This is a genomic window from Blastopirellula sediminis (assembly GCF_020966755.1).
In the GTDB taxonomy this organism is placed as follows: Bacteria; Planctomycetota; Planctomycetia; order Pirellulales; family Pirellulaceae; genus Blastopirellula; species Blastopirellula sediminis.
In genome coordinates, this window is the sequence record NZ_JAJKFT010000010.1 from 3,242,812 (window position 1) to 3,267,143 (window position 24,332).

The 24,332-nt window shown below is 59.6% G+C and carries 16 protein-coding genes; 7 read left to right on the forward strand and 9 right to left on the reverse strand.

Annotated elements, in window-relative coordinates; genetic code table 11:
- The first annotated feature begins 55 nt into the window (after positions 1–55).
- Positions 56–3,112 carry a VWA domain-containing protein gene (locus LOC68_RS24865; protein WP_230223982.1) on the forward strand — a complete coding sequence of 1,019 codons (3,057 nt, stop codon included), beginning with the start codon at positions 56–58 and terminating at the stop codon, positions 3,110–3,112.
- A gap of 4 nt (positions 3,113–3,116) precedes the next feature.
- Here the strand turns inward: LOC68_RS24865 and hpnE are convergent, their stop codons facing one another.
- Genes hpnE through hpnC form a run of 3 tightly spaced genes read right to left on the reverse strand, consistent with a single transcriptional unit; the run spans position 3,117 to position 6,393 of the window.
- On the reverse strand, positions 3,117–4,550 hold the full coding sequence (gene hpnE, locus LOC68_RS24870) for a hydroxysqualene dehydroxylase HpnE (protein WP_230223991.1): 1,434 nt from the start codon (positions 4,548–4,550) through the stop codon (positions 3,117–3,119).
- Positions 4,550–5,437, reverse strand: a complete 888-nt coding sequence (locus tag LOC68_RS24875) for a phytoene/squalene synthase family protein (RefSeq protein ID WP_230223993.1) — start codon at positions 5,435–5,437, stop codon at positions 4,550–4,552. The genes hpnE and LOC68_RS24875 overlap by 1 nt, the downstream gene beginning before the upstream one ends.
- On the reverse strand, positions 5,434–6,393 hold the full coding sequence (gene hpnC, locus LOC68_RS24880) for a squalene synthase HpnC (RefSeq protein ID WP_230223995.1): 960 nt from the start codon (positions 6,391–6,393) through the stop codon (positions 5,434–5,436). Before hpnC ends, LOC68_RS24875 begins: the two co-directional genes overlap by 4 nt.
- 111 nt (positions 6,394–6,504) lie before the next feature.
- Between hpnC and ispH the strand changes: the two genes are divergently transcribed.
- Positions 6,505–7,443, forward strand: a complete 939-nt coding sequence (gene ispH / locus LOC68_RS24885; RefSeq protein ID WP_230223997.1) for a 4-hydroxy-3-methylbut-2-enyl diphosphate reductase — start codon at positions 6,505–6,507, stop codon at positions 7,441–7,443.
- Between the two features lie 81 nt (positions 7,444–7,524).
- Here ispH and LOC68_RS24890 read toward each other — a convergent pair whose 3' ends face one another.
- Complete coding sequence (locus LOC68_RS24890; RefSeq protein ID WP_230224000.1) at positions 7,525–9,027, reverse strand: hypothetical protein; 1,503 nt, start codon at positions 9,025–9,027, stop codon at positions 7,525–7,527.
- A 454-nt stretch (positions 9,028–9,481) separates the two neighbouring features.
- Positions 9,482–10,399 (reverse strand): YybH family protein, encoded by a 918-nt coding sequence (locus tag LOC68_RS24895; RefSeq protein ID WP_230224002.1) that lies wholly within the window; start codon positions 10,397–10,399, stop codon positions 9,482–9,484.
- A gap of 219 nt (positions 10,400–10,618) precedes the next feature.
- On the opposite strand from LOC68_RS24895, the gene LOC68_RS24900 reads away from it, so the two are divergent.
- Together LOC68_RS24900 and LOC68_RS28375 are read left to right on the forward strand one after the other, a co-directional pair.
- Positions 10,619–11,341 (forward strand): hypothetical protein, encoded by a 723-nt coding sequence (locus tag LOC68_RS24900; RefSeq protein WP_230224004.1) that lies wholly within the window; start codon positions 10,619–10,621, stop codon positions 11,339–11,341.
- Positions 11,342–11,545: 204 nt separating this feature from the next.
- Complete coding sequence (locus tag LOC68_RS28375) at positions 11,546–11,791, forward strand: winged helix-turn-helix domain-containing protein (RefSeq protein WP_255670727.1); 246 nt, start codon at positions 11,546–11,548, stop codon at positions 11,789–11,791.
- Positions 11,792–11,797: 6 nt separating this feature from the next.
- Here the strand turns inward: LOC68_RS28375 and LOC68_RS28665 are convergent, their stop codons facing one another.
- The 4 genes from LOC68_RS28665 to LOC68_RS24925 all read right to left on the reverse strand — a co-directional run bounded on the left by LOC68_RS28665 (position 11,798) and on the right by LOC68_RS24925 (position 19,806).
- Entirely contained in the window at positions 11,798–13,969 is a 2,172-nt protein-coding gene (locus LOC68_RS28665) for an alpha/beta hydrolase (RefSeq protein ID WP_230224008.1), read from the reverse strand.
- 111 nt (positions 13,970–14,080) lie between these two features.
- Positions 14,081–17,368: a hypothetical protein gene (locus LOC68_RS24915; RefSeq protein WP_230224016.1), complete on the reverse strand. Its 3,288-nt coding sequence runs from the start codon at positions 17,366–17,368 to the stop codon at positions 14,081–14,083.
- A 5-nt stretch (positions 17,369–17,373) separates the two neighbouring features.
- Positions 17,374–17,796 (reverse strand): ExbD/TolR family protein, encoded by a 423-nt coding sequence (locus LOC68_RS24920; RefSeq protein ID WP_230224018.1) that lies wholly within the window; start codon positions 17,794–17,796, stop codon positions 17,374–17,376.
- A 153-nt stretch (positions 17,797–17,949) separates the two neighbouring features.
- Positions 17,950–19,806: an FAD-dependent oxidoreductase gene (locus LOC68_RS24925; RefSeq protein ID WP_230224021.1), complete on the reverse strand. Its 1,857-nt coding sequence runs from the start codon at positions 19,804–19,806 to the stop codon at positions 17,950–17,952.
- Positions 19,807–20,263: 457 nt separating this feature from the next.
- On the opposite strand from LOC68_RS24925, the gene LOC68_RS24930 reads away from it, so the two are divergent.
- From LOC68_RS24930 to mdoH, 3 genes are all read left to right on the forward strand, one after another.
- Positions 20,264–21,838: a glucan biosynthesis protein gene (locus LOC68_RS24930; RefSeq protein ID WP_230224023.1), complete on the forward strand. Its 1,575-nt coding sequence runs from the start codon at positions 20,264–20,266 to the stop codon at positions 21,836–21,838.
- Positions 21,826–22,236 (forward strand): hypothetical protein, encoded by a 411-nt coding sequence (locus LOC68_RS24935; RefSeq protein WP_230224025.1) that lies wholly within the window; start codon positions 21,826–21,828, stop codon positions 22,234–22,236. The genes LOC68_RS24930 and LOC68_RS24935 overlap by 13 nt, the downstream gene beginning before the upstream one ends.
- Positions 22,237–22,315: 79 nt before the next feature.
- On the forward strand, positions 22,316–24,325 hold the full coding sequence (gene mdoH, locus LOC68_RS24940) for a glucans biosynthesis glucosyltransferase MdoH (RefSeq protein WP_230224027.1): 2,010 nt from the start codon (positions 22,316–22,318) through the stop codon (positions 24,323–24,325).
- Positions 24,326–24,332: the final 7 nt, after the last annotated feature.

A 24,332-nucleotide genomic window follows, 5' to 3' on the forward strand; every position in this document is an offset into this window, starting at 1 on the left:
CATGCTAGAATCAAGTCTCGTCTCATTTTTTCTCTAGCGGAGAGCTGCTCTCGGCATGTTCAGCGAGATCCGTTTCGATAGTCCGTGGTACTTTCTGCTGCTGTTGCTGATCCCGGTGGTCATCCAGTTGGGACGAAAGTCGCTCTCGGTGATGACGCGCTCGCGCGGCGCCGCGGCAATCTTGGTGCGGGCCTTCATTCTGTTGCTCCTGATCGCCGCACTGGCGGAAACGCAAACCTTGCAGCGTCACGATCGGATGACGGTCATCTATCTGCTTGACCAATCGCAAAGTATTCCGAGCGGTCAGCGTCAGGCGATGGTCGAATATGTCGTCCGCGAGGTGGAAGCCCATCGTCGCGAAGAACAGGGAGACCGGGTCGGCGTGATCGTCTTTGGCGACCAGCCGGCGATTGAGTTTCCCCCTACCGACGCTCCGTTGCCGCCCCTAAAACGTCTGTCGTCGTTGACGACGGTCGAAACGGACGAAACCAACCTGGCCGGCGCATTGCAACTTGCCCAAGCGTCGCTTCAATCGGACTCGTCCGGTCGCATTGTCGTCGTTTCCGATGGGAACGAAACGATCGGCGACGCCTTGCCTATCGCTCGCAGTCTGGCCGCCAGCGGAGTTGGCATCGACGTGGCGCCGGTATTCGCTCCCCCCTCCTCCGCCGAAGTGATCGTCGAGAAGCTGACGACGCCGGAGACCGCTCGGGTCGGGCAAGCGTTTCAGGCCAGCGTGGTGCTGACCAACGAAACGCCCGAAGGGGGCGAAGCTCGCGTCGCCCGCGGCAAGCTGTCGCTGATTCGCAAAGCCGGCGCCAGCGAAGTCGTGATGGCGGAGCAAGAGGTCGAACTGCCGCCAGGTAAGAAGGTCTTCTCGTTTGAGAACATGCTGGACGAAGCGAACTTCTATTCGTACCAGGTCCGCTTTACGCCCCAAGACAAGCAAGACGATCTGCTGACGCAAAACAACGAAGCGACGTCGTTCGTCAACGCGCACGGCAAAGGACGCATTCTGCTGATTGAAGATTGGGAGCGAACCGGCCAGTTTGATCACCTGGTCGAACGTTTGAAGAAGCATGAACTGGAGGTCGACGTTCAGCCGAGCAATCAGCTCTTCACGTCGTTGGCCGAACTGCAACCGTATGACGCCGTCATCCTGGCGGACGTGCCGCGTGCGAGCGGAGCGACCGGCGAAGAGATCACCAGCTTTAGCGATCGCCAGGTCGAATTGTTGGTTCGCAATACGCAACAGCTTGGCTGCGGACTGTTGATCCTGGGCGGTCCCAGCAGCTTTGGCGCTGGCGGTTGGGCGAATACGAAGCTGGAAGAAGCGTCGCCGGTTCGCTTCACGATTCGAGACGCGAAGGTGGTCCCGGTCGGCGCGTTGATGCTGGTGCTCGACAAGTCCGGCTCCATGCAAGGCGAGAAGATGCAGATGACGCAAGGCGCCGCACTCGCAGCAATTCGCGCGATGGGCGGGACGGACTTCGCCGGCGTCATCGGCTTTGATTCGCAGGCTCAACGGATCGTCCCGATTCGCCAGGTCGACAACCCCGGCATCTTCGCCGCCCAGGTACGCAAGTTGAGCGCGTCGGGCGGTACGAATATGACGCCGGGCGTGGCGCTTGGTTTCCGCGATCTGCAGAATGTAGAAGCAGGCGTGAAGCACATGATCGTCCTATCGGACGGACAAACCGAGCCGGGGAACGTGACGCAGATCGCCTCCGACATGCGCAAGATGGGGATGACCGTCAGCACGGTCGCGGTCGGCGGCGACGCCGATCACAAGTTGATGTCGACGATCGCTCGCAACGGCGGCGGCAAGTTTTACGCCGTGAACAACCCGAAAGCGATTCCGCGGATTTTCATGCGGGAAGCTCGTCGCGTTGCGCAGCCGCTGGTGAAAGAAGTTCCGGGGATGTCTCCAGGGCTTTATTCGTCGCATGAGATCTTGCAAGGCGTTGACGGTCTGCCAACTTTCGACGGCTTCGTCATGACGACGGTGAAGGATAGCCCGCTGGTCGAAGTCGGTTTGATTGCCCCGGTCCCGAAAGAACATCCCGAGAACGCGACTCTGTTGGCGAGCTGGCAATATGGTCTGGGGCGAACGGTCGTCTTTACCAGCGACGCCGGGGCGCGCTGGACCAATCGCTGGACCGAATGGGACGGCTACGACAAGTTCTTCCTGCAAATGGTGCGGTACGCGATGCGACCGACCGGCGATCAGAGCGACTTCGCCGTAGCGACCGAAGAGGCGGATGGGAAGGTGCGCGTGATCGTCTCGGCGCTCGATCCTGCGAAAGAGGGTGTGAACTTCTTGAATGTGGTCGGCGCTGCGGTGACGCCTGAGATGGAATCGGAAAACTTCTCGCTGACCCAAACGGCGCCGGGTCGCTATGAAGGAACTTTCCCGGCGCGCGAATCGGGTAGTTACTTCCTGTCGCTCGCCACCGGGCCGGGACGACCGATCCTGCGGACCGGCGTGAACATCAGCTACTCGGCCGAGTACCTTCGTCGCCCCACGAATCTGCACCTTCTGGAGCAACTCGCCGGCAACGTCCCGAAAGGTGGTGAAGCGGGCAAGGTGATTGACGATGCGACGACAGCGCAGAACGCCCAATCGATGGTCGATACATTCCGTCGCGGATTGCCGGCGGCGATCAGCTTGCGGCAAGCCTGGCCGTGGGTGTTGGTGTTGGCGGCGACCGCGTTCGTCGGCGACGTCGCATTTCGGCGGATCACGATCGGCTGGGAATGGCTGATCGCGCTGCGGCGTTGGATCGGCTTGAAGTTGAAGGGGGACGACAAGGAAGACGACGATCGGCTCGAGCGATTGCGGGCGACCAAGCGGCGGACGGCCGAAGGTTACCAGGCTTCCGCCCGATTCGAGGCGCCGCAACCGGTTGAAACTAAGGAGACGTCTGGCGCGGCTACGACTGAACAAGCCGATGCGGTGCGGCTTGCCGGCGGCGACAATTCACTCTCCGGCGGACAAGCCGGCGACGAGGACTACGTCTCGCGATTGCTGAAAGCGAAGCGGCAAGCGCGGCAAGAGTCTGAAGCAAGCGGCGATCGTCCGAGCGCGGATGACGACGACTTCTTTGCCTAGTGGCTCAGTAAAAGAGCTTGCGACAGAGCCAGGAGTGCGAAAGCTCTGGCGTCACCAATTGCTCATTGCGTCCATAGCGACGGCATAGAGCTTCGGCCGCGAGGCGACCGCTGCGGATCGCTCCTTCCATCGTCGCGGGCCAGCCGGTCTTCGTCCAATCGCCGGCGAGGAACAGCCCCGTGATCGGCGTCGCTTGCGGTGGGCGAATATCTTCCAAGCCCGGCGCGGCCGAGAAGACCGCCGCACGCTGCGTGATGACGCGCGCGAACAAGGGAGTCGCCGCAGCGGGCCACAGCTCGGCCAGTTCTTTCGTGACGGTCGCAATGATCGCGGCATGATCGCCGCTCGGCAAATTGTGCGAGGCGCTGATCACTACCTGGTAGTAATAGGCGGGCGTCTGGCCATCATGCGGCGACTTCGTCTCCCCATGGGCGAAAATCCATTGGCTCGTGCGATCGAGCAACACCGCGTGCGGCAAGTCGGTAATCGGTTCTGGATACCAAAGGTGAACGCCGGTGATCGGCGCGTGATTAAACTGATCGACGCGCGCCAGATCAGGAACTTTTTCAAAGAGTCGCGGCGCGAGAACCGCTTTCACGCGACGCCCCGGAATCGCCAACACGACGTTGTCAAACTGCAGCGTCTCTTCGTCTTTTACCGAAACGCTGAAGCCGCCGCCGACCGACTTGCGAAAGACTTCGTCGACCGGCGATTCCATTTCGATCCGGACGCCGCGATCAAACAGACAGCGAGCGATTCCTTCTTCGTAGATCTCGCCGAGCGGCGCTGACGGAACGTGTACGTCAGCGGAATGATGATGCGCCAGAAAACCGTCGATCATCACCTTGCGCGCGGCGGCGAGCGACGTTTTCTCAATCGAATCGCCCAGTGCGCTGACCAGGATGATTTCCCAAAAACGCGAGATCACGCCGCTCGATTGTTTTTGCTCGCGGAGCCATGGGCCGACAAGCAGGTGCTCGGCTTGCTGGTCGGTCAGTTTCGCCATGCGGCGAAGAGCTGTTCCGATGCCGATCCTTTCGCTCATCGTCAGGTAACTTTGTCGCCAGAACGCCGGCGCCAGGTGCAGCGGCGCGGGAAGCGATTCGATCGGAGCGAACGGATAGACCTTTCCTTTGGCGTCGATGAAACGAAGCTTGCGGTCGCAGCGGAAGAGTTTGGCGACGCCGGTCTGTTCGCAAAAATCGAGGAAGTTCGTGCAGCAGCCCATCGCCACATGTTGGCAGTGATCGAAAAGCTGTCCGGTGTTTTCATCCCGAAACGATCCGGCGCGACCGCCGAGATAACGCCGCGATTCGAACAGCGTCACCAGCATGCCGCTGCGCGAGAGGGCTTCGGCCGCCGCGAGTCCGGCGAGTCCGCCGCCGACGATCGCCACCGAAGGTCGGGGCGTCGCGTCCTTCTTTTTGCCAGACTTCATTAGCGAGCGACCGTCGTCGAAGAAGAGAAATCAAACAGTTGGGCTAACATCAAGGAGGTGACGATCCGCATCTTTTTCCAATACCCCACCGAAATCCGTTGCTTCAAAACCGCGGTGGGGTCTCGCTCGATTCTGGTGAGCAGGCCTCGATAGGTGCTAAACATCGCCGGAAATATTTTACGTCCGTCGGCATGCAGCAGCGACTGCAGCGGTTCCGCTTCTCGGTAGAACTCCCCTGCCCTTTGGATTTGGAACTGCATCAGTTCTGCATAACCTTCAGCGACTCTCCCTGCCGCAAAATCTCCGATCGAAACGCCGTAGCGCGACATTTCGTCTTGCGGCAAGTAAAGCCGACCCGCTTCGGCGTCTTCGTGCAGATCGCGCAGGATGTTTGTCCATTGAAACGCGTAGCCGCAAGCGAGCGCCGGGGGAATCGCCGTTTCCCCTTCAAATCCCCAGATATGCAGACAGGCCAAGCCGACCGCTGCGGCGACCTGGTAACAGTAGTGCTGCGCTTCGGCGAAGGTCGGGAACGGCGTCGGCGTCAGATCGCGTTCGACTCCGTCGATCACCGCGGTCAGGTACTCGACCGGGATCTCATAGCGGCGGATCGTATCGACCAGCGCCGGCAATCGGGGGTCGTCCGGCGACTCGCCGGCAACCGCCGCATGCAGATCTTGCCGCCACTTCTCGAGCGACGTCTTCTTCGCCGACAAATCGCCGGGCTGATCTCCCAAGTCGTCGGTTTGACGCATGTACGCGTAGAGCGCGTACATCGCCTGACTCTTGTCGCGCGGGAGGAGCATGAACGACATCACGAAGTTCGAGCCGGACCGCTTCGCCGTTTTTCGGCAGAAGTCGTAGCTTTCGGCAAGTGAGCAGCTCATACCGTCGCCTCCTGGCCGGCGGAGACCGACATCTTTGCATTGCGAGAAAAGGTTCGCCGCGTCCAGCAGCCGAGCAAGAGTTGCAACTTCTTCCATTTGCCAACCGTGGGGCGGCTTTGCAGGACGTCGAACTTTTGCTGGCGGATCGCCTGACAGATCGCCAGGCCGCCGGCCAAAAAGAGTTCGACGTCGAGTCGCAACTGCGGCGCGATCATGTTGATCAAGGGACGACCGCTGCGCAGGTAGTTCTCGGCTCGCTCGACTTCGAATTGAAGGAGTTGGCGGAATTCGGCTGACGCTGACTTCGCCGCGATCATTTCTTCCGTCACGCCGAATTTCCGGCGATCCTCTTCCGGCAGGTAGATCCGCCCGATTGCATAGTCGCGGGCGACGTCTTGCCAGAAGTTAGCCAGTTGCAGCCCGGTACAAATTGAATCAGAAAGCTCGCGCGTCTCAGGACGAAACGAACGGCCGAGGTAGAGGACCAGATGCCCGACCGGATTGGCCGAGTTTTCGCAGTAACTGAGCAACTGCTGGTGCGACCCATAGCATTTGACCCGCTGGTCTTGCTCGAAGGCGATCAGCAGATTGGCGAAAGGATCGATCGGGATCTGATACTCGCGGATCGTTTCGGACAAAGCGACGAAGACCGGATGCCACGCTTTTCCCTGGTAGCAGGCCTCCAATTCCCCTCGCCACCAGGCGAGCAGGTCCAAGCTCCGCTGGTCTTCCCCTACTTCGTCGGCCAGATCGTCCGACCAGCGGCAATAGGCGTAAACGTGGGCGAAATGAGGGCGTAACTCACGCGGCAGAAGCCAGCTAGCGACGGTGAAATTCTCGTAGTGGCTTTTGGTCAGATGTTGGCAATAATCGGTCGCCGCCGCGAGCGAACAAGGCTCGTGCGGGGATTCGGGACCATATTTTTCCAGCTGCCGCTCAAATCGTGAATCGGGCACGCGTTACATCCGCCTTGGGCGTCACGGTTCCTGAAATTGGGGGGAGCATACGCCGCTACCTCACTTAGCGGCGATTCAGTATGATGCAATCGTAAGGAGAAGTGCGCTACGATGAAAGTGATCCTCGCGAGTCCGCGCGGCTTTTGTGCCGGCGTTAACATGGCGATTGAGAGTCTCGACCTTGCTTTGCAAGCGTTTGGGGCGCCGGTCTACGTCTATCACGAAATCGTGCACAACAAATATGTTGTGACCACCTTCAAGGAGAAGGGGGCGATTTTTATCGATGATTTGAGCGAAGCGCCGGAAGGCTCGACGTTGCTCTTTAGCGCCCACGGCGTTTCGCCCGAAATTCGTCAGGTCGCGCGGGACCGCAAACTCTTCGCAATCGACGCCACTTGCCCGCTGGTGACCAAGGTTCACTTGGAGGCGATCCGCTTCGCAAAACAGCAATACACGATCTTTTTGATCGGGCACGAAGGGCATGACGAGGTGATCGGCACCATGGGAGAAGCCCCCGAGGCGATCATTCTGGTCGAATCGGCCGAAGACGTCCCGAATCTGCAAATCGCCGACGACAGCAAACTCGCTTACCTGACGCAGACGACGTTGTCGGTCGACGACGCCAACCGGATCATCGGGGCGCTGAAAGAACGCTTTCCGCAGATCATCGGACCGCCGAAAGAAGACATCTGCTATGCGACCCAAAACCGCCAGGAAGCGGTTCGTTTGCTCGCGAAAGAGGCCGACCTGGTCTTGGTGCTCGGCAGTCAGAACAGCTCGAACAGCCAACGTCTGAAAGAGTTGGCTCGCGAATCAGGCACGCCGGGCTATCTGCTCGACGGCGCCGCCGATCTGAAACCGGAGTGGTTTGAAGGGGTCAGTACCGTTCTGGTCACCGCCGGCGCCAGCGCACCGGAAGAAGTGGTGCAGGAATGTCTCGACTACCTGGTCGAACATCATGGCGCCGAGATCACCCCCCACAGCATTCGGGAAGAGCAAGTTCACTTCCAACTGCCGCGCGAACTTCGCGAAGCGCTTCCCAAGGCGTAGAAAACTTGCTCGCGCTGCGGGCTAGTAAAAGAAAAGAGCGGCGCGATGCGCCGCTCTTCATTTTTCTTGCTTGCGGTCCAATTACGGAGCGAACGGATCGACGGCGTCAGGATTCGCCACTCCTTCGGCCTGACCTTGCTGGTTTTCCGGCAAGCGAACCAGCATCCAGGTTTGCGTCTTGTCTTCACCGAAGTGAATCAAGATCGGCGTTTCATCCTGGGTCAGGTTGTAAATGCCGGTTTCCATCACCGTGTTGGTCTTGTCGCCAATCGTCCAAGCGGCTCGCTGCGAGTCTTTATCGACGCTCCCTTGCACTTGCAGGTTGGTCTTGGTCTCGGTGTTGTAGTAGGTGCCGGCAATGATGCCGTCCTTGTTCACCGCCAATTGCAGATACATGATCGGATCCCCTTCCTCCTTGTTGACCAAGGCGAAGACGCCGAGCGGCATCCAGTTCTCGCCGCTATCCTCGGTCGGAGGATTCTCGGCCAAGGCCTCACGACCTGCCGCTGCGAAGTCGGACGCTTGTTGGTAGTACACCGTCGTCGTCGCTATCGGTTGGCTGTTGTAATAAACGTACTGCGTGTCGTAGTAGACGTTCGAGCCGTAGTCGTAATAGCAGGGAGTTCCCCACGTCGGACCCCAATAGAACCAAGACGAAAGGGCTACCGGAGTCGCCCAACGCCACCAATATCCAGCGTAGGGACGATAGCCGTAGAAACCCCAGCGGTTGTAGTACGGATTGTTCCAACCCCAGAAACCGTGGTTCCAGTTGTTGTGGATGCTCCAGTAATTGTAGCGATTGCGGACGTAGTTTCCGCGGTTGTGCCAATTGTCCCAATGATCGCCATGGCCAGGGCCGTGCGGACGATCAGGGCGAATCGGACGATTACCGTCGACAATCCCAGGACGATTTCCGCCGCCGATTCCGGGGCGATTACCGCCACCGATGCCGGGTCGGTCACCGCCGCCGATGCCGGGACGATCACCGCCGCCGATGCCGGGACGATCACCGCCGCCGATGCCGGGACGATCACCGCCGCCGATGCCGGGACGATCACCGCCGCCGATGCCGGGACGATCACCGCCGCCGATGCCGGGACGATCACCACCGCCACCGATGCCAGGACGATCGCCGATGATTCCGGGGAGAGTCGTCGGACGCTCGATTCCTGGTCGGTTGCCGCCGCCGGTTCCGGGGCGATCGCCGATAATGCCAGGAAGGGTCGTCGGACGTTCCAAGCCAGGTCGGTTACCACCGCCGCCGATGTTGGGGCGATCAATGTTTCCCAGTCCCGGGCGAGAGCTGATGTTGCCAGGCAGCGTGGTGGGACGTTGCGATCCCGGACGGTTGCCGCTGATGCCGAGGAAGTCGTTCAACGATTTGTCGGTAGGACGTCCTCCCGAAATGAGACCGCCGCGACCGCCATCAAAATTCGGGCGAGCGGTGATGTTCGGGCGGTTGCTGCCTGAACTTCCGGGGTGCGAAAGATTCGGCCGGCTCAAGCTTGGCGTATTCACGCTGGGCCGATTGTTGCTGCCGATCGACGGTCGATTCAGGTTGGGAAGATTCGACGGTCGGCTCACGCTCGGGCGATTGCTTCCCGAAGGAAGAGAGACGCTGGGACGGTGACTGCTCGACGGCAGACTCACCGATGGGCGAGAGCTATGACTGGGCAAGTTGACCGAGGGGCGACTTACCGAAGGTCGGCTTACCGACGAGTGACTGACGCTCGGTCGGCTTACGCTGGGGCGACTGATGCTAGAGCGACTCGGCATCGAGTGGCTAACGCTCGGTCGGCTCGTCGAAGGGCTTCGCCCTCCTCCGCCGCCCATATGAGCGCCGAAGCTACCGCCTCCGCCGCCGCGGCCTCCGCCGCCGTGACCCCCTCCTCCGCCCCCAAAGCCGCGAGCGAAGGAGTCTGTGGGCAGGAGCAACGCCGATACGAGCGCTGCGGACAAGAAAATATTTCGAGCAAACATGACGCGCCTCATGTTGTGTAGTGTTATTCCCGGCTGACTGGACAAAAAGCGTCCGTCTCTATTCTTCGGGCTGCCGGACCACATGGAAAGGACCAACGTCTGGCAATAGTTCGCCGTCAACCGATCGACCCATCGAATGCGATTCATATTTGTCGTCGGCGGTGCGATGCATCACGCGCAGCGACGAAGCGGTCCGACCATCTGGTAATGTACCGGTGGCTCGAATAAACCAGCGGCCGTCTTCTTCGTACCACAATTCGTTGGCGAACCCGCCGTCCGAATCGAATACCCACCCGCGGAGTTGCTGCGTGGTCGGATCCCAACCGATCACTTCCGTCCCTTCCAAGTCGATGACGTCGGACACGTAGACTTTGAACGAACGAATCAAGAACGTTTCATTCTTCGCCCAGCGAGTGGTCGTTTCGACGATGGAGCCCTCCGAATTATCTACCCAGCGACCGACGAGCCATTCTAAGGGCGCCAGTCGCTGGCGAGCCTCAGAAACGGTCGGCTCGCTCGACATCTGGTTGGCGACATGCGTTTCGTGGACGCTATCGAGTTTCCATTGATTCTCTTCTTTCACATGTATGGCCGTGTAAGAAAAGAGTTCCGGCTCTTCCCCTTCGTGGGAGATGCGAGCGACGCCTTCTTCGATCGCGACGTCCGGTTTGACGAACCGGATCGAATCGACTTCGATCGACAGCTTGGGCATATCCGCTTGCTCGCAAACCTCGGCGAATTGTCGGCGAATTTCGTCTCGTCCGACTGCTTTGGCGCCGGTGGTCCGGCACAGATATTCGGCATTTTTGGCCCAATGAGCGGCCAAACGATCGCAATCACCGTCATTAAACGCAGCGACGTAAGAGACGACGCTAGCCATGATTTCATCTTCTGCGGAGAGGGTTTCCTCCGCTCGGATGTTGCCAAAAGTCAACATCGTCAGGCAAATAGCCGTTAGAAACGTTTGCGCTTTCATAAATGTCCACCTTATTCGCCGTATTTCGTTAAACGAATCAGCTTATCCACTCTGATTTCTACGACAGGACCCTCCCCTGATCCATCGATTTTCTGAATAATTCCTGGAGAAACGTCCCTCTCCAGCCGCAGTTTTGCGCGTAGAATGCCGAGAAGCGGCGAAATTAGAACCTATGATAGAGAAACCTATCTCGTCTTCTTTATGCGGGACACACAAGTCATGAATCGTACATTTGTTTGGGCGTCGGCCGCGCTGGTGGCCATGGCGTCCTATTGCGGCTCGGCCAACGCCCAGGTCGCCTACTATTCGGCGCCGGTCGTCGCTGCGCCTCCGGTCGTTGGTTACGTTCCGGAACGTCGCGGTCTGTTTGGTCTGCGAACTTCGTATCGTCCCGTCTATGGCGCGTACGCCGCTCCGGCTATCGCCGCGCCGGTGACGACCAGCTATTACGCTCCTGCCGTCGCTGCTCCTGTGACCACCAGCTTTTACGCTCCCGCGGTTGCTGCTCCCGTCACGACCAGCTTCTACGCTCCGACGGTCGCCGCTCCGGTCACGACCAGCTATTACGCTCCGGCGGTCGCCGCTCCGGTCACCACCAGCTATTACGCTCCGACCGTCGCCGCTCCGGTGACGACCAGCTTTTACGCTCCGACGGCCGCCGCGCCGCTAACCACCACCAACTACACGCCGTCGACGACGACCCGGTTTACTTCGGAGTATGGCCAATCGGTCACGTCGAACTATTACTCGCCGGCCCCGGTGACGACCAGCTACTACGGCGGTACGACGCTGGCCGCTCCGACCACGACCTATTACGGCGGAACGACCGGAGTCGTCAGCCCGACGACGACCTTCTACGCTCCGACGTCGACGTTCTACGGCCCCACCACGACGCCAACGACCACTTACTACGCTCCGATGGAATCGATCGTTATTCCGTAACGAGCGGCTTCGCTGAGACGCATAAAGCGAGATAGACGACGCGACGAGGGTTTTCCTCGTCGCTTTTTTTATGCGCATCCGCCTCCAGGGCCGTCGTCAGGAAATATTTGAGCTCTGCGGGGGAGATTCGCTATAATCAGCTCGCGCCCCACGTTTGCATGTTCATCGACGCAATTTGCGAGAATTCGCCTGCGAGGGAAAACTATGGCAACTGCGACGTCTACGGACTCCGCCACGTTCGAATCAATTTCGCGCATCGGCGAAACTGCCGGCGCCATTTGGGCCACGCTTCAAGCGGATGGTCCAATGTCTTTGTCTCGCCTGGTGAAGCAGATCGGGCTGCCTCGCGATCAAGTGATGCAGGCGATCGGTTGGCTTGCCCGCGAAGATAAGCTCGCTTTCGAGGATAACGGCCGCAACAAGCTGGTTTGCCTCCGCGAAGAGACGTAGCCGCCGCTACGGAAGCAGATGCCAATAGCGACGCTTGTCATCCAATTGCTGGAGGATCAGGCCAAATCTCTGTTCGGCCCGGCGATCGTCACGAATGACCTGAAATAGATCTTTCAGCAGGTCGTCGCTGTCGCCGTAATAGCCGTGTCCTAGAAAGTCGGTATTGATCATCGAGCAGTCGATCGTCTCGACCCCGGGTACGATGACCGGTTCCGGTGCGACGTCTCCCAGCCGTGTGTTGTCATGCAGTTGGCCGGAAATCATCAGCGCTTTGTCGTTGGCCGACGCGTACAACGTAATCGGCAGATCGAGTTGACGGACGATCTGCTCCAGCTCTAAATGGAATTGGCGTCGATCGATATCGGGCGCCGCCAGCACGAGCGAATCGAGCGCCTCGAGGGTTGGCGACTTTTCGGCATACATCTGCCGAAGGCTTTCGTGGACGATTCGTGTTCCCATGCTGTGCCCGATGATATGAATGCGGGTATTCTTGAAAGGATCGCAGATCGTTTTCAGCATCTCCTGGAACGGCGTCGCCGACAGTCGGGCGTTATCTTCATCGGCCAGGTATTGGCTCAGATTGCCGTGCGAAGGCCAAGAGAAAAAGAAGGCTTCGCCATCGATGTCGAGATCAACCTTCAACTGAGCCGTCCGTTTGGCGGCGGCCGCAAACGGCACGTTGTAGCCATGGACGAAGATGAGGATCTCTTCCGGTTCCCCTTTGGCTTTCACTTCGTCGATGATCGTTTCGGGGGAAGTTGGTTCGACCTTGGTCAAAATGAAGTGCTTCTCCGGATCTTCCGGCGCTTTGAAGCCGAGGAACTCGAGCGGCTCGTCGAGGTCGCCGGGCAAGCGGTCGGTCGGAACGGTCACTTCGCACCGCCCCCACGTGAATTTCCCACTTTCGTCGAGGACGTTTCCGAAGTAATTCTCGGGGCTCGATTGCGCGAGCGTCGCCTGGCGATCGACAAGTGGAAACAGAATCGCCGTCAGGACGAGCAGCGTCAGGCAGGCGACTATCACGGAATAGAGCGCTCGCCAGCGGCGGGGAAACTTCGCCAGCGCCATCGCCACAATAAACGACAACAGGGCGACGACGATAAAGACGCCGATCACGTCGGGCCGACTCAGCCAGTTGAAAAGTCGGTCGCGAAACGTGCCGAGACCGCCGCTCGGCAGGCGATTGGTCGCGTACCAGAGTTGCACGGGAAAATAGCCGGCCGGCGCCGGTTCTCTGGCAAAGCCGTACAGGACCATCGGAATCGTATGGACCGAGTTCTCTTTGGTCGTCAGCATCAACTCGTTGTTTTCGCTCACCTCAGCGAAACGGAGCTCCGACATCGGCGGCACCTGGAACGTATGAATCGAACGCCATTCGCCGCTTTGATAGACGGTCGCGACGCCGTCACGCGTGATGGCGAGCAGGTCGCCGCTGGGGAGGAATTTCAGGTACCAGACTTCATCGAACATCCCCAGTCCAATATCGAGCGGCTCCTTATGCACCAGGTCCCAAAACTGGACGCCGCCGAAAGAACTGGCGACCACTGCGATGCGGCGCTGTTTCGAGACGTCGTAGTCCAACAACTCGCCGACCGGCAGCGTGAGAATCTTCTCGCCCGAAGCGACGTCGGCCAGATGAAGCGACTCGCCGTTGGCGTAGGCGGCGAGCGTTAGATCGTCATAGACTTTCAACTTCGCGCCGAAGTCGGGGAACGTCTTGGTCGGCTCGGCCGTCTTGTCGTCGACGTTGATCAGGGCATAGTTTCCCTTTTTGTCGACGACGAGGGCGCGATGACTGAAGGCGGCGAATAATTGCCCCAGCACCGGCGATTGCATGAGCAATTCAGGCTTTGCGGCGTCGTCACGAAGAAGTTGGAGCTCGCCCCCTTTGGATAGTAGGATTGTCCCCGATTGATCGCGGAGCGGCGCCAGATCGGCGATCCGCTCTCCTTCCTTCGTCAGCTTTTCGGGAACCGGATTCTCTGCGCTGGGATTGAAATGAACCACCTCGCCTTGCTCGGAGACGACCAGCGTTTTGTCGAAGCCGACGTCGATGGTGCGAATGATCGGCGCGTTGACCGGGATCTTTACGTGGGTTTCCGTCTGCGCAAACGCCGTCGAAGACTGCGTCCAGAAACAGAGAATCGCAAGGCCAAGTCCCCAGAGTTGCCGTTGCACTGCATTGCTCCCATGCGTTCATCATCCTTCATCGCTGCATTAGCGATTTTTCCCGATTTGGCTGGGAAAAGAAAGTCAGATGTTCCAGGAAGCGTCAAACGGAGCGAACAGCTACTTCGCCGCGTCTTCATAAAGCGGAAGATGACGATGATGCACTTCGAGCGATAGTAAGTTCATCGTCGTTACGTAAATTCGCCCAGCGTAGGCGCCCCAGCGATCAGGAATATCTCCTTCCGGTTCCCAACTGCCGTTGAGCGGACCGTCGACAACTTGCGATTCGACCAGCATCGGCTCGAGCCGGTTGTTCCACGCTTGCCAGTATTCCCCTTTCATGTGAAACATCACCTGCGTCGCGTAATACCAGTAATAGGTATCGCGCTGCGGCGAGGTCCGCGAGCCGTTTTCGGGAAGGTTGGCCAGCAAGTGCTCGGCGCCTTTTTGCATCACCTCGGTGTCGCGGTTAGAGCCCATGTAGAGCCGCATCAGCAGACCTACCGCCGTCATCGTCTTGGAGGGATAACGACCGTGACGTTGCTTCTCATCGTTGACCGCGTCCGGGTTGTAGACGAACAAGGCGCCTCCTTCCGGTTGATACGCAGCGCGAGAGAGCCAGCGATTGATGCCGCTGAACGTTTGCGGGGAAGTGTCGAGCCCGGCAAGTTGACCGCTTTTCAGCGCCATCGTCATCCAGCCGCTGACCGACGTGTCGCCGCCAACTTCGGGTAAGTATCGCCAGGCGCCAACCGTCTTATCTTGCGAGGCGGTAATGAAGTTGATCGCCTTCTGCGATGGGTCGCGTAAATTGGCGTCCTGCGTCATGCCGTACGCTTCGCACAACGCAATTGACGCGATGCCATGACTATAAAGCCACGCGTTGGAGTTCGAGGCTTCATCCATTCGGACGTAGAGGTCGCCGTTTTCCTGCTGGTTTTCGATCAGGAAGTTCAGCCCCTTACGGACTTCGTTTTGATACTTGTCGTCCAAGTGATGGTAGCCGGCGCCCATGAAGGCCAACAGCGCCAAGCCGGTCGCCGCGGTGTCGGAATCCATCTTGGAACGTTCGTGGCTATACGCGGCGGCATGATCGGGCTGCGTCAGCGGGAAGTTCTTCAGGCTCCAACTGCCGTTGGGCATTTGATGTCGCGCGAGAAACGCGAGTCCCCGTTCAATCGCTTCCCGAACTTCCGGCGAAGGACCGTCGGCGCCCTCCCCTCCTTCTTCTTCCCGCATCATCCGGCGACGAAACGCTTCGGTCGGCATCGCGATCGCGGACGAGATCTGCGGCAGGCCTGAGCGAGACGCACGCACCGGGAACTGCGTCATGTTGATCGCAAGCTGCGGCGTGTCGTTGCTTTGCCGACGGGCGACCGTTCCGACCACCGGCGACATCCGATCACCCAAGCCGCCGGCGCCTTCCGCGGCGTTCGCTTTGACGATCGACGAGATCCCGGCGCCACGACGTTCGATGCTGGGCCCGGCCGATCCTGGAGCCAACGATCCGCCAGCCAAGCCGCCGCCGGTTGGAGTTCTGCGAATCGAATCGCCTCCCATGCCAGGCGCGTCGCCGGCGATCATGACCGTGCTTGGTCCGCTCCCCGACCCGCCGCTGCGGCCGAAAGCGCTGCCGCCGCTCGATGCGGTCGCGGCGAGTGATTCGCCAGATCCGCTTTCGCCGCTTCCGGCGCGTGAACCAATCGCACCGCCGGTCAGGCCAGATGTTCCCAGGCCTCCAGTAACTCCATCCGCGGAACCCATCGACGAACCGCCGGGAACGCCGGAGGCTTGTTGACGACCGATCTCGGTCATGCCGCCGTTAGAGCCGGAAGCGAGCTGCGGACCGTCGGCGTTGCCACTGCCGTTGTTGCTCCGCATACCTGCGCCAGCGACTTCTCCTTCGAGCGACGCCGAAGCGCCCGGAGTCAGTCCTCCGCCGGAACGTCCTGACATGCCGCCTGATTGTCCGCCGCCGGTCAGGGCCGATTGCAGCGAAGGAGCGCCATCACTGGAAGCGCGACGGAGCGAACCGTTGGAGGCGATTCGAACGACGCCCAGTTCAACGCCGCCTAACATTTCGCCGGCGGCGCTATCGTCTCCAGCGCCGGCGCCAGCCGAACTGCGGCCGATGCTCGTCGAGGCGCTCGAAAGTTGACTTGGATTGCGGGAGCCGGCTTCGGCGGCGTAATCAAGTTGTTCCGCAAAGAGGGACGCTGCCGGGGACGAGGGAGCACTGCTCGCTTTGGCGATTTGTGCGGCGGAGGCCGGGGCGATCTGGTTGGCGGTCGATGTGGCCGACTCGGCTCGAGTCATAGCGCTGCGTTGCAGCGCGGCGGCGCTGTTGGCGGACGCGACCTGCGACTGCTGTGGGCTCGAAGCGGCTTGCGCGGCGCTGCTACGAGCGCTTGACGTTTGCTGTGCGGAGGGGGCGACTTGCTGATCGGTCATCCGCTGTACGGCGAGGGCTTGCGCCGATGACGAGAGAGTCGGTTCGGCCGACTGACGTTGGAGCGGCGCGCTCGACGCGGCGAGTTGCGGTTGCTGCTGCGACGTATCGCGGCGATTCATTTGCGCGGCGGTCGACGCGGCCGCTTCGACCTGGCTTTCTTGGCGAGACTGCGTCGTCGAGTTTTGTTGACGCGACATCTCGGCGACGGCGGCCGACGTTTGCGGCTGCTGCGGATCGGACTGACGTTGGACTTCGATCTGCTCCGGCTGTAGTTCCCGCTTCTCCATTTCGACCGAGTTGCGGCTCAGCTTCGACGGCATCTGCTCAAGCGTCTCGGCCGGCGCTTGCTCTTGCCGCGCGACTTTGGTCGGGGTGTTCGGAGTCGCTTGTCGTTCCATCTCTGGATCGACGGTCGGCTGATTCTCGCGACTCGGCTGCTGCGGATCGATCTGCTTCCGTTCGAGTTCCTTTTGGTCGGGCTTCGCTTCTTCCGCTTCGACCGGACGTTCGTAGTCGTGCTCGGTGTCGCTGGTCGAATCCCACTGCGATGGATGGTAGTCGGGGAGGATTACCGGATCGCGACGCGCCTGGCGACGGCTGGCGGCGGCGTCTTCTCCTTGCGGAACGCTGACCAGGTCGAGTGCGACCATGCCGACGAAGAGGCTCAAGTGGAGGATCAGGCTGAGGATGATCGACAACTGAATGCCGCGGCGGATCGAACGCTGCTCCGAGAACTTGACGAGCCCTAGACCCAGCAGCAGCATCAACGGCGCCAGCGCCATGTAGAACTTGGCGTTGAAGTACCACTGCGGATGGTCCCAATCGAACAACGCCAGACTGACCGCCCCGTAGTAGCCTGCCAACAGCGCAAGCGAACCGTAGACTGGCCAACTCCGCTCTTCCCAGGAGTTCGTCTCGCCGCGATTCGATTTTCGTGGGCGTTTCGTGTCGGACATGGATGTCAGTCGATCCGCTCCGGTGCGGACGTCGTTAACGAATAGTTCGTCAGGTGAACCTTATTACACGCGTTCATGACGCTGACCGGAAACTCCAGTCGGCATCGGCGGTCGGCGCGAATGATGACCGCCGCGTCCGGGTTATTGGCGGCGGTCTGTTGCAACATGTTTTCAAGCTGCTCGAGCGTGACGAAATCGCCTCGCACGTGGTACTTGCCGTCGGCGTCAATGTTGACGATCAGCTCCCGCGGCTGGGCGATCAGCGGCTGCGCCTCGCTGGCGGCCGGCAGCGCTACGTCCAGCTTGTAGTCTTCTTCGTCGAACCGCGTCATCACCATAAAGAAGACGAGCAGCAGGAAGACGACGTCGATCAACGGAGTGATGTTCAACGCCAGCAGAGCGTTGCTTTTTTTGACTTTAACCGCCATGGGCGAGCGACTACTGCGTTTTGGTGGGGCGCAAAGGTTGGATCGATCCGCGCAAATGGGATCCTACTGATTGTCGCAACAGCCTGCGGAATGAGCAAGGTTTTGTGAAGACCGATCGTTGAAAGTTATAAGCTTTCGCCGAATTAACGGCCCTTACTGGGAGTCCTGGGCAATTTGGAAAGCTGCCCGAATGAAATCCCCTCGCGTAGCGGAGGCCGAGAGCGCGTCGCCGGAGACCTGATTCTTCGCCGCCAGCGTCAGCCAAGTGCTACGCAACGCATCGTCCAGCGGACGGTCCAACTCGGCGGAGTGACGCGGGAAGGCGTAGTAATATTGTCCGCGCAGATGCTTCCCGCGCTTCCCATATTGGTCGGCAGGAATCGAATCGAGGCCATGCAGTCCGCCGAGCGATCCCCACCACTGCACGGCGGCAAAGTCGGCATGGTCGCGGGGGACGTCGGTCACATAGATCGTGGCGGCGCCATCGGCATGCAGTTGTTGGCGAATTGCGGCCGGATCGACTTGTTGGACCGGTTCGTTTTCGTCGATCGCAATTGTCGCGGCAACGCCGGCCGCTTCTCCGAGCGACGCCCAGATCGGCTCCAGCCGCAGCGCGCAGAACCCAACGTGCGACGCCGACATCGCGCAGGGGACCAACAGGTTGGGATGCTCTTTCGGGAGGATCACGCCGTACGGAATCTGATAGGGGGCGGCCAACTGGTAGAACTCGCCGGTATGCTTGCCGCCGATAGTCGGACCTTCGTGATCGGTTCCGTGGCAGTTCGGTCCGTAGTCCCCCATCGCGATCGAGTCCGGCACAAAGCGACTGCGGACGTCGTTTCCTTCCTGGCTGACGTAATCCTGGGTGAAGACTTTCGCCCCTTTCATGCGGCGAGCTTCCCGGACGTAAAGCTGGACCGGCAGATGATGGTTGTCGACAAACTCGTCGCGGCAGAGGCCGAACTCGCGAGCCCCTTTCTGAATCTCGGCTGGCACTTCGCTGTCGTTTTGCAAGAAGTAGAGCATGCCGACATTGTGGCGGACATGGGCGGCGAAGATATCGGCCCGCGTCTTGGCGTCGCCGTTCGGCCAGGCGTTATTGATCTGCGGCAGCGAAAGACGGACGACTCCGCGCGACATGTCGTTGATGTCGAACTTGCCGTTCGGGAGGTTGGGATCTTGGACTTTGTAGATCGCCGTCGTCGTATGCCCTTCGGTCATCCGGTGCATCGCAGCGGTCAGCTTGCCGCTTTCCAACAACTTTAATAAGGGGAGGAAGTCGTTGCGGTCATACCCTTCGGGCGGCTCGGGATAGACCCGGTTCTCCGGCTGGTCGGTGAAGGTCAAACGGAAGTTGTATCCTTGGACGCAATCGTCCGCTTCGTCCGGCGCCAGCGACTCGCCGTACTCTTGCTTTCCTTCGCGACCAACGGCGAACGGAACGCCGGCGGCGGCCATCAGGTCACCTTCGTACGTGCCGTCGACGAAGACTTTGCCGTAGGCGGTGATCTTTTCGCCTTGAGGATTGCGAAGCGTTACCGACCGAATCGTATGATCGTCAGCCACGTCAACTTGATCGAGCGGATGTTCGGTCAACAAGGTAACGCTCGGCAGTTCGGCCAGCATCTGTTGATAAACCAACAAGTTCACCTTCGGCTCCCCATGGGTCCCGCCGAGCGACGTTTTCACCTGCGGCGAATCGGCGCCGTATTTCTCGGTGTAGTAGGCCATAACCCGATCGTTGAATTCTTTGTAGGCGCCGGTTAGCGCCTCGAAGCAGTGGAAGTCGGGATGGGAAAGTCCGTTGGTCACCAGGCCGCCAAATCGGGAGGTCGGTTCGACCAGCAGGACCGACTTACCGGCTCGACCGGCAGTGACCGCGGTAGCAATTCCGCACGGGGTGGCGCCAATGACAATTACGTCGTAGCGATTCGATGGCTCTTTGGCGGCGGCCCCTGTCAGAGAAAAAAGGAACGCGGCGAGCATTGCGATGGGGACGAATCGATTCATCGGTAGGTTCTCTATGTAGGGGCGTCGGCGAGGGAGTGCGGGGGCAGTTCAGGAGAGGGTGTTCATGTAGGAATCAAAACATGTGGTTGCCTTTTGCTCATGATCTTCGCTAGCTGTTGCTCGTTTCCTAATCGATGTGGTTGCTTGGTAGCCAAGCAACGTATCGACATGCAATTACGCCCGTGGATTTCGCGGTTAAATTGCCAGAGCGACCTGCAAAGATTTCAGAATAACAGAAACCGAACAACCGTTCATACAACTGCCGTTAAATGGCATTCTACGGATTCGCGGTGAACGTAGCCGACAAACTAAATCCGGCTGATACGAAACCTTCTCACTTTTTCGCGATCCCTATTCAAATTCATCCCGTAAGCGTCTTAACGCGGGTCATGTAGAACGAATTGTGGCACGACTCTTGCTCTTAGAGCGGCGAACTCTCAGGAACGGAGTAGTTTCCATGGCGTCTTTTCTAAAACAAATTGATACATGCGCTTTCCGCCGCATCTTGCGGAACGGTTGCCAATGTCTATTGGCAGTGCTGGCGGTCGTTTACTGCCAGGCGGAAGCGCGGTCCGATCAACGCTTCTTCGGCATCGCCGCAGGCGAAGCGGCCGACGTTTCCCCACGGTTTCAGCAGTTGTGGGAGAAGGTCGAGACGCGGAAGTTCGGCCAAGACGCCTACCCAATCGTCAACTACGGTCCCTTAGCGGAACTTGGTTATGACGAATTTCGCAAGATTGTATTTGATCCTGACAAAAAGCAGTGGGCGGATAGTCCTACCGACTGGCGCCTCGACTATTTTCATCCGGGTTATATCTTCCGCGAATGCGTTCGATTAAACGAATTTAAGAACGCCGACGGCGCCGCCGAACCGGTTGAGTTTGATACGAGTCTCTACGAATACCATCAAGGCGTCATCGACCCCAATCACCTGAAAGGGGATCCGATCGGCTACGCCGGCTTTCGGTTGTGGAATCACCTGGAAGAAGGAAAGCCGATTTCGGAAGTGATCGCGTTTTTGGGCGCGAGTTACTTTCGTGCGGTTGCGGCCGACACCGTTTACGGCGCGTCGACGCGCGGCTTGGCGATTGATTGCGGATCTCCCAAGGGAGAAGAGTTCCCCATCTTTCGTGAGTTTTGGTTAGAGAAACCGACCAATAACAAAACCGCGACCGTTTACGCCTGGCTCGATAGCAAAAGTGTAAACGGGTTGTACCAGTTCAAAGTTACTCCGGGCGAGTGGACGAAGATCGAAGTTCGCGCTCGGCTGTTGGCTCGCAATGACATTGAGAAGTTGGGCGTCGCGCCGATCACCAGCATGTGGACTTGGGGCGATGGTCAAGCGCCGCCGGAAGGTCAGGAGTTTCGTCCGGAAGTTCATGACTCGGATGGTCTGTTGGCGGAGTCGGTTACCGGCGAATGGTTGTTCCGACCGGTTCGCAATCCCAGCGCAACCCGACTTTCCGCGTTCTACTTGCCTGGAGTGAAAGGTTTCGGCCTGCTGCAGCGCGATCGCGACGTAAAAAATTACAAAGACCAAGAAGCGAACTATCATCGACGACCCACCGTTTGGATACGTCCTAAGGCGGCGTTTCCGGCAGGAAGAATTGAGCTGTTGGAAATCGAGTCGCCGGGCGAATGGATCGATAATCTGGCTTCTTTTTGGGCGCCAGAAGAGCCGATACGATGCGGCGATGTGGTTGAGTTGGCGTACTCCATCGACTTCGGCCCAGGCGATCCGCCTGAGCATGTCGGCGGAAAGGTGGCGGACTCGCATATCGAACGACAGGAGAACGGCGACGTGAAGTTCACGTTGTCGTTCACCGGGGTGAAGCCGGACGCGAAGCCTGAATTGATGATTGAGACGGAGCTTCCGTTAGAAAGTCGCACGGAGGTGGTCCAGCAGGGGGACCGCTATATCGCGACTTTTACCACGGCCAGCATGCCTGGGGCGAACCGGGAAATTCGCGCCTGTCTGAAGGATGGATCCGATTACCTTAGTGAAACATGGAGTTATCAATGTCAACCGTGATTGAGCCTCAGTCGCTGGCTGACTCGCAAGTCGTGCTCGCACGACGAGCGTTGCTGCGGTACGTCGTCGCCAATGGGATCGACGATCCGGAGCAAGCAGTTCAGACGACGCGTGAACTGATTGAAGTTGCGCTGTACCAGATTCCCGCCGACCTCGTCGGACGTGAGCGCACTCGCGCGATTATCTACTACGGAATTCAGGAGTTCGGGAACCGACCGGAGTCGCGGTTCCTCGACGTCGAACGGCTGTCGGCCGTGCCGAACGAGGCTGGTTCGCCGATGCGGATGCAAGATCTGCACGAACCGCCGATCGTCGTGAATCCCGACTTTTATTTGGCCGCCTGGCGACGCACGCAGGACGTCGTCCGCCAATTGGCCTTGTCGATGCGGATGCTGTAAGAGACGCCTTGGGCCGCGTAACGACAGGCAGTCGCCGCTCGCCAAATCGACCTTCAGGGGCAGAGAGACGTAGGTTGTTGTGGAATCTTCCGAACCGAAAAACACATTTACGCAACCGACCCAATCGGTTGCGCAAAAATATCCCAAGGCGCTGATCATTTCGATCGCGCTCTCGGTGAGCGCGTTGATGACGTGGCTGTTTCTCGACATCTCCGCCGCCGACGGCGGACTCGGTCCGATCGACGCAGCGGCAGGCGCCTTCTTCGCTTTGCTCACCGGTTGGCTCGGCTATGGGATCGGAATGTCGATCGTCGGCCATCTGCTTCCGGCGCCTCAAGCGGCTGATGTCGTACCCATTTCGCCGGACGAGCTGGCCAAGCTACCTTCCACCGCGATTTTGGTTCCCGTTTATAACGAGTCGCCGCGTCGCGTCGCCGCTGGCGTTCGTGCGATGCGCGAGGAGTTGGCCAAGATCGGCGGTGGGGAAACGTTCGAGTTCTTCCTGCTGAGCGATACGACCAACCCGGACGTCGCCGCTGAGGAAGAAGCGGTTTGGCTGGAGATGACTTACGACGAAGCGAAGCCGTCGGTCTTTTATCGCCGCCGCCCTAAGAACATCGCTCGCAAGGCGGGGAACATCGCCGAGTTTTGCGAACGTTGGGGAGGTCGTTACCGCTACCTGATCGTTCTCGACGCCGACAGTCTGATGACCGCCGAGACGCTCGTCGAGATGGTTCGCCGCATGGAGCAAGATGAGCGGGTCGCACTGATTCAAGTTCCGCCCCGGCCGATCAACGGCGCGTCGCTGTTGGCTCGCGCTCAGCAGTTTGCCGCCGCAACTTATGGCAGCGGATTCTTGCGCGGCTATCGTCACTGGTGCGGAGACGCCGCCAACTATTGGGGACACAACGCGATCATCCGGACGCGCGCTTTCATTCAACATTGCGGGCTCCCCGTTCTGCCAGGCGAACGTCCCTTGGGGGGCGAAATCCTGAGCCATGACTTTGTCGAAGCCGCCCTGCTCCGCCGCGCCGATTGGAAGGTGCACATTGCGGATGACCTGGGTGGAAGCTACGAAGAGACGCCCGGCTCGGTCCTCGACTACTTGCAGCGCGATCAGCGCTGGTGCCAGGGAAACCTGCAGCACCTCAACTTCCTGGTCCGTTGTCCGCTGCCGCTGACGAATCGTTGGCACTTGATCTGCGGCGCGTTTTCGTACTTGGCCAGTCCGTTGTGGTTGGCGTTTGTGGTGCTGCAACTGGCGCTATTGCTTAGCGTTACCGGTACCGAAGCGACTTCGCTGGGGATCAGCGCCTCGACCGCTTCGCTACTTCTGCTGGTTGGCACGTTAGTATTGTTGATGACCCCCAAGGTGCTGGCTGTTACCGACTTCATTATGTCTACGCCAATCGAACGGCGTCGGCCCGCTCGCTCGATTTGGATCGACGCGGCGCTGGAGACGGTCGCTTCGACGTTGTTCGCGCCGCTGCTGATGTGGTTCCACACGCAGTTCGTGGTGGCGACCTTGCGAGGACGGCGCGTCGAATGGAACGCCCAAAATCGCGGCGATGTGAATCTAACCTGGGAAGACGCCTGGGCGGTTGGTTGGAAGTTGGCGGTGATGGGCGCCGTTTCGGCGGTCTTGATTTGGGTGGCCAACCCGACCGCGCTCATTTGGTTCTCACCACTTTTGGCCAGTTGGCTTGGCGCGGCGCCGTTGATCTTGATGCTCAGCTCGCCGCAGTTCGGTCGTTGGCTGAAAAGCCGGGATCGTCTGGTGATCCGCGAAGAGACGCACCCGACCGACGTGATGCGTCGGCAGCAAGAGTACTTCGATCTGCCGGTTCCGAGCGAAGAAGCGACCTTGGAACGACTGGTACGCGATCCCCACGCGATGGCGGCGCATATCGCCATCGCCCAGTTGAGCGTCGATCCGCACAGCGACTTGCCGGTTAGTGAGCAATCGCTGGAAGAGATGACGATGGACGAACGCCGGGCGCTGTTGGTGGACGCCGACAAGCTGCGGCAGGCGCACGCCAGTTACTGGGCCGAACGCCTGCTGGCGGACGTCGAAGCTCGCGTTCGCTAAAGCTGCG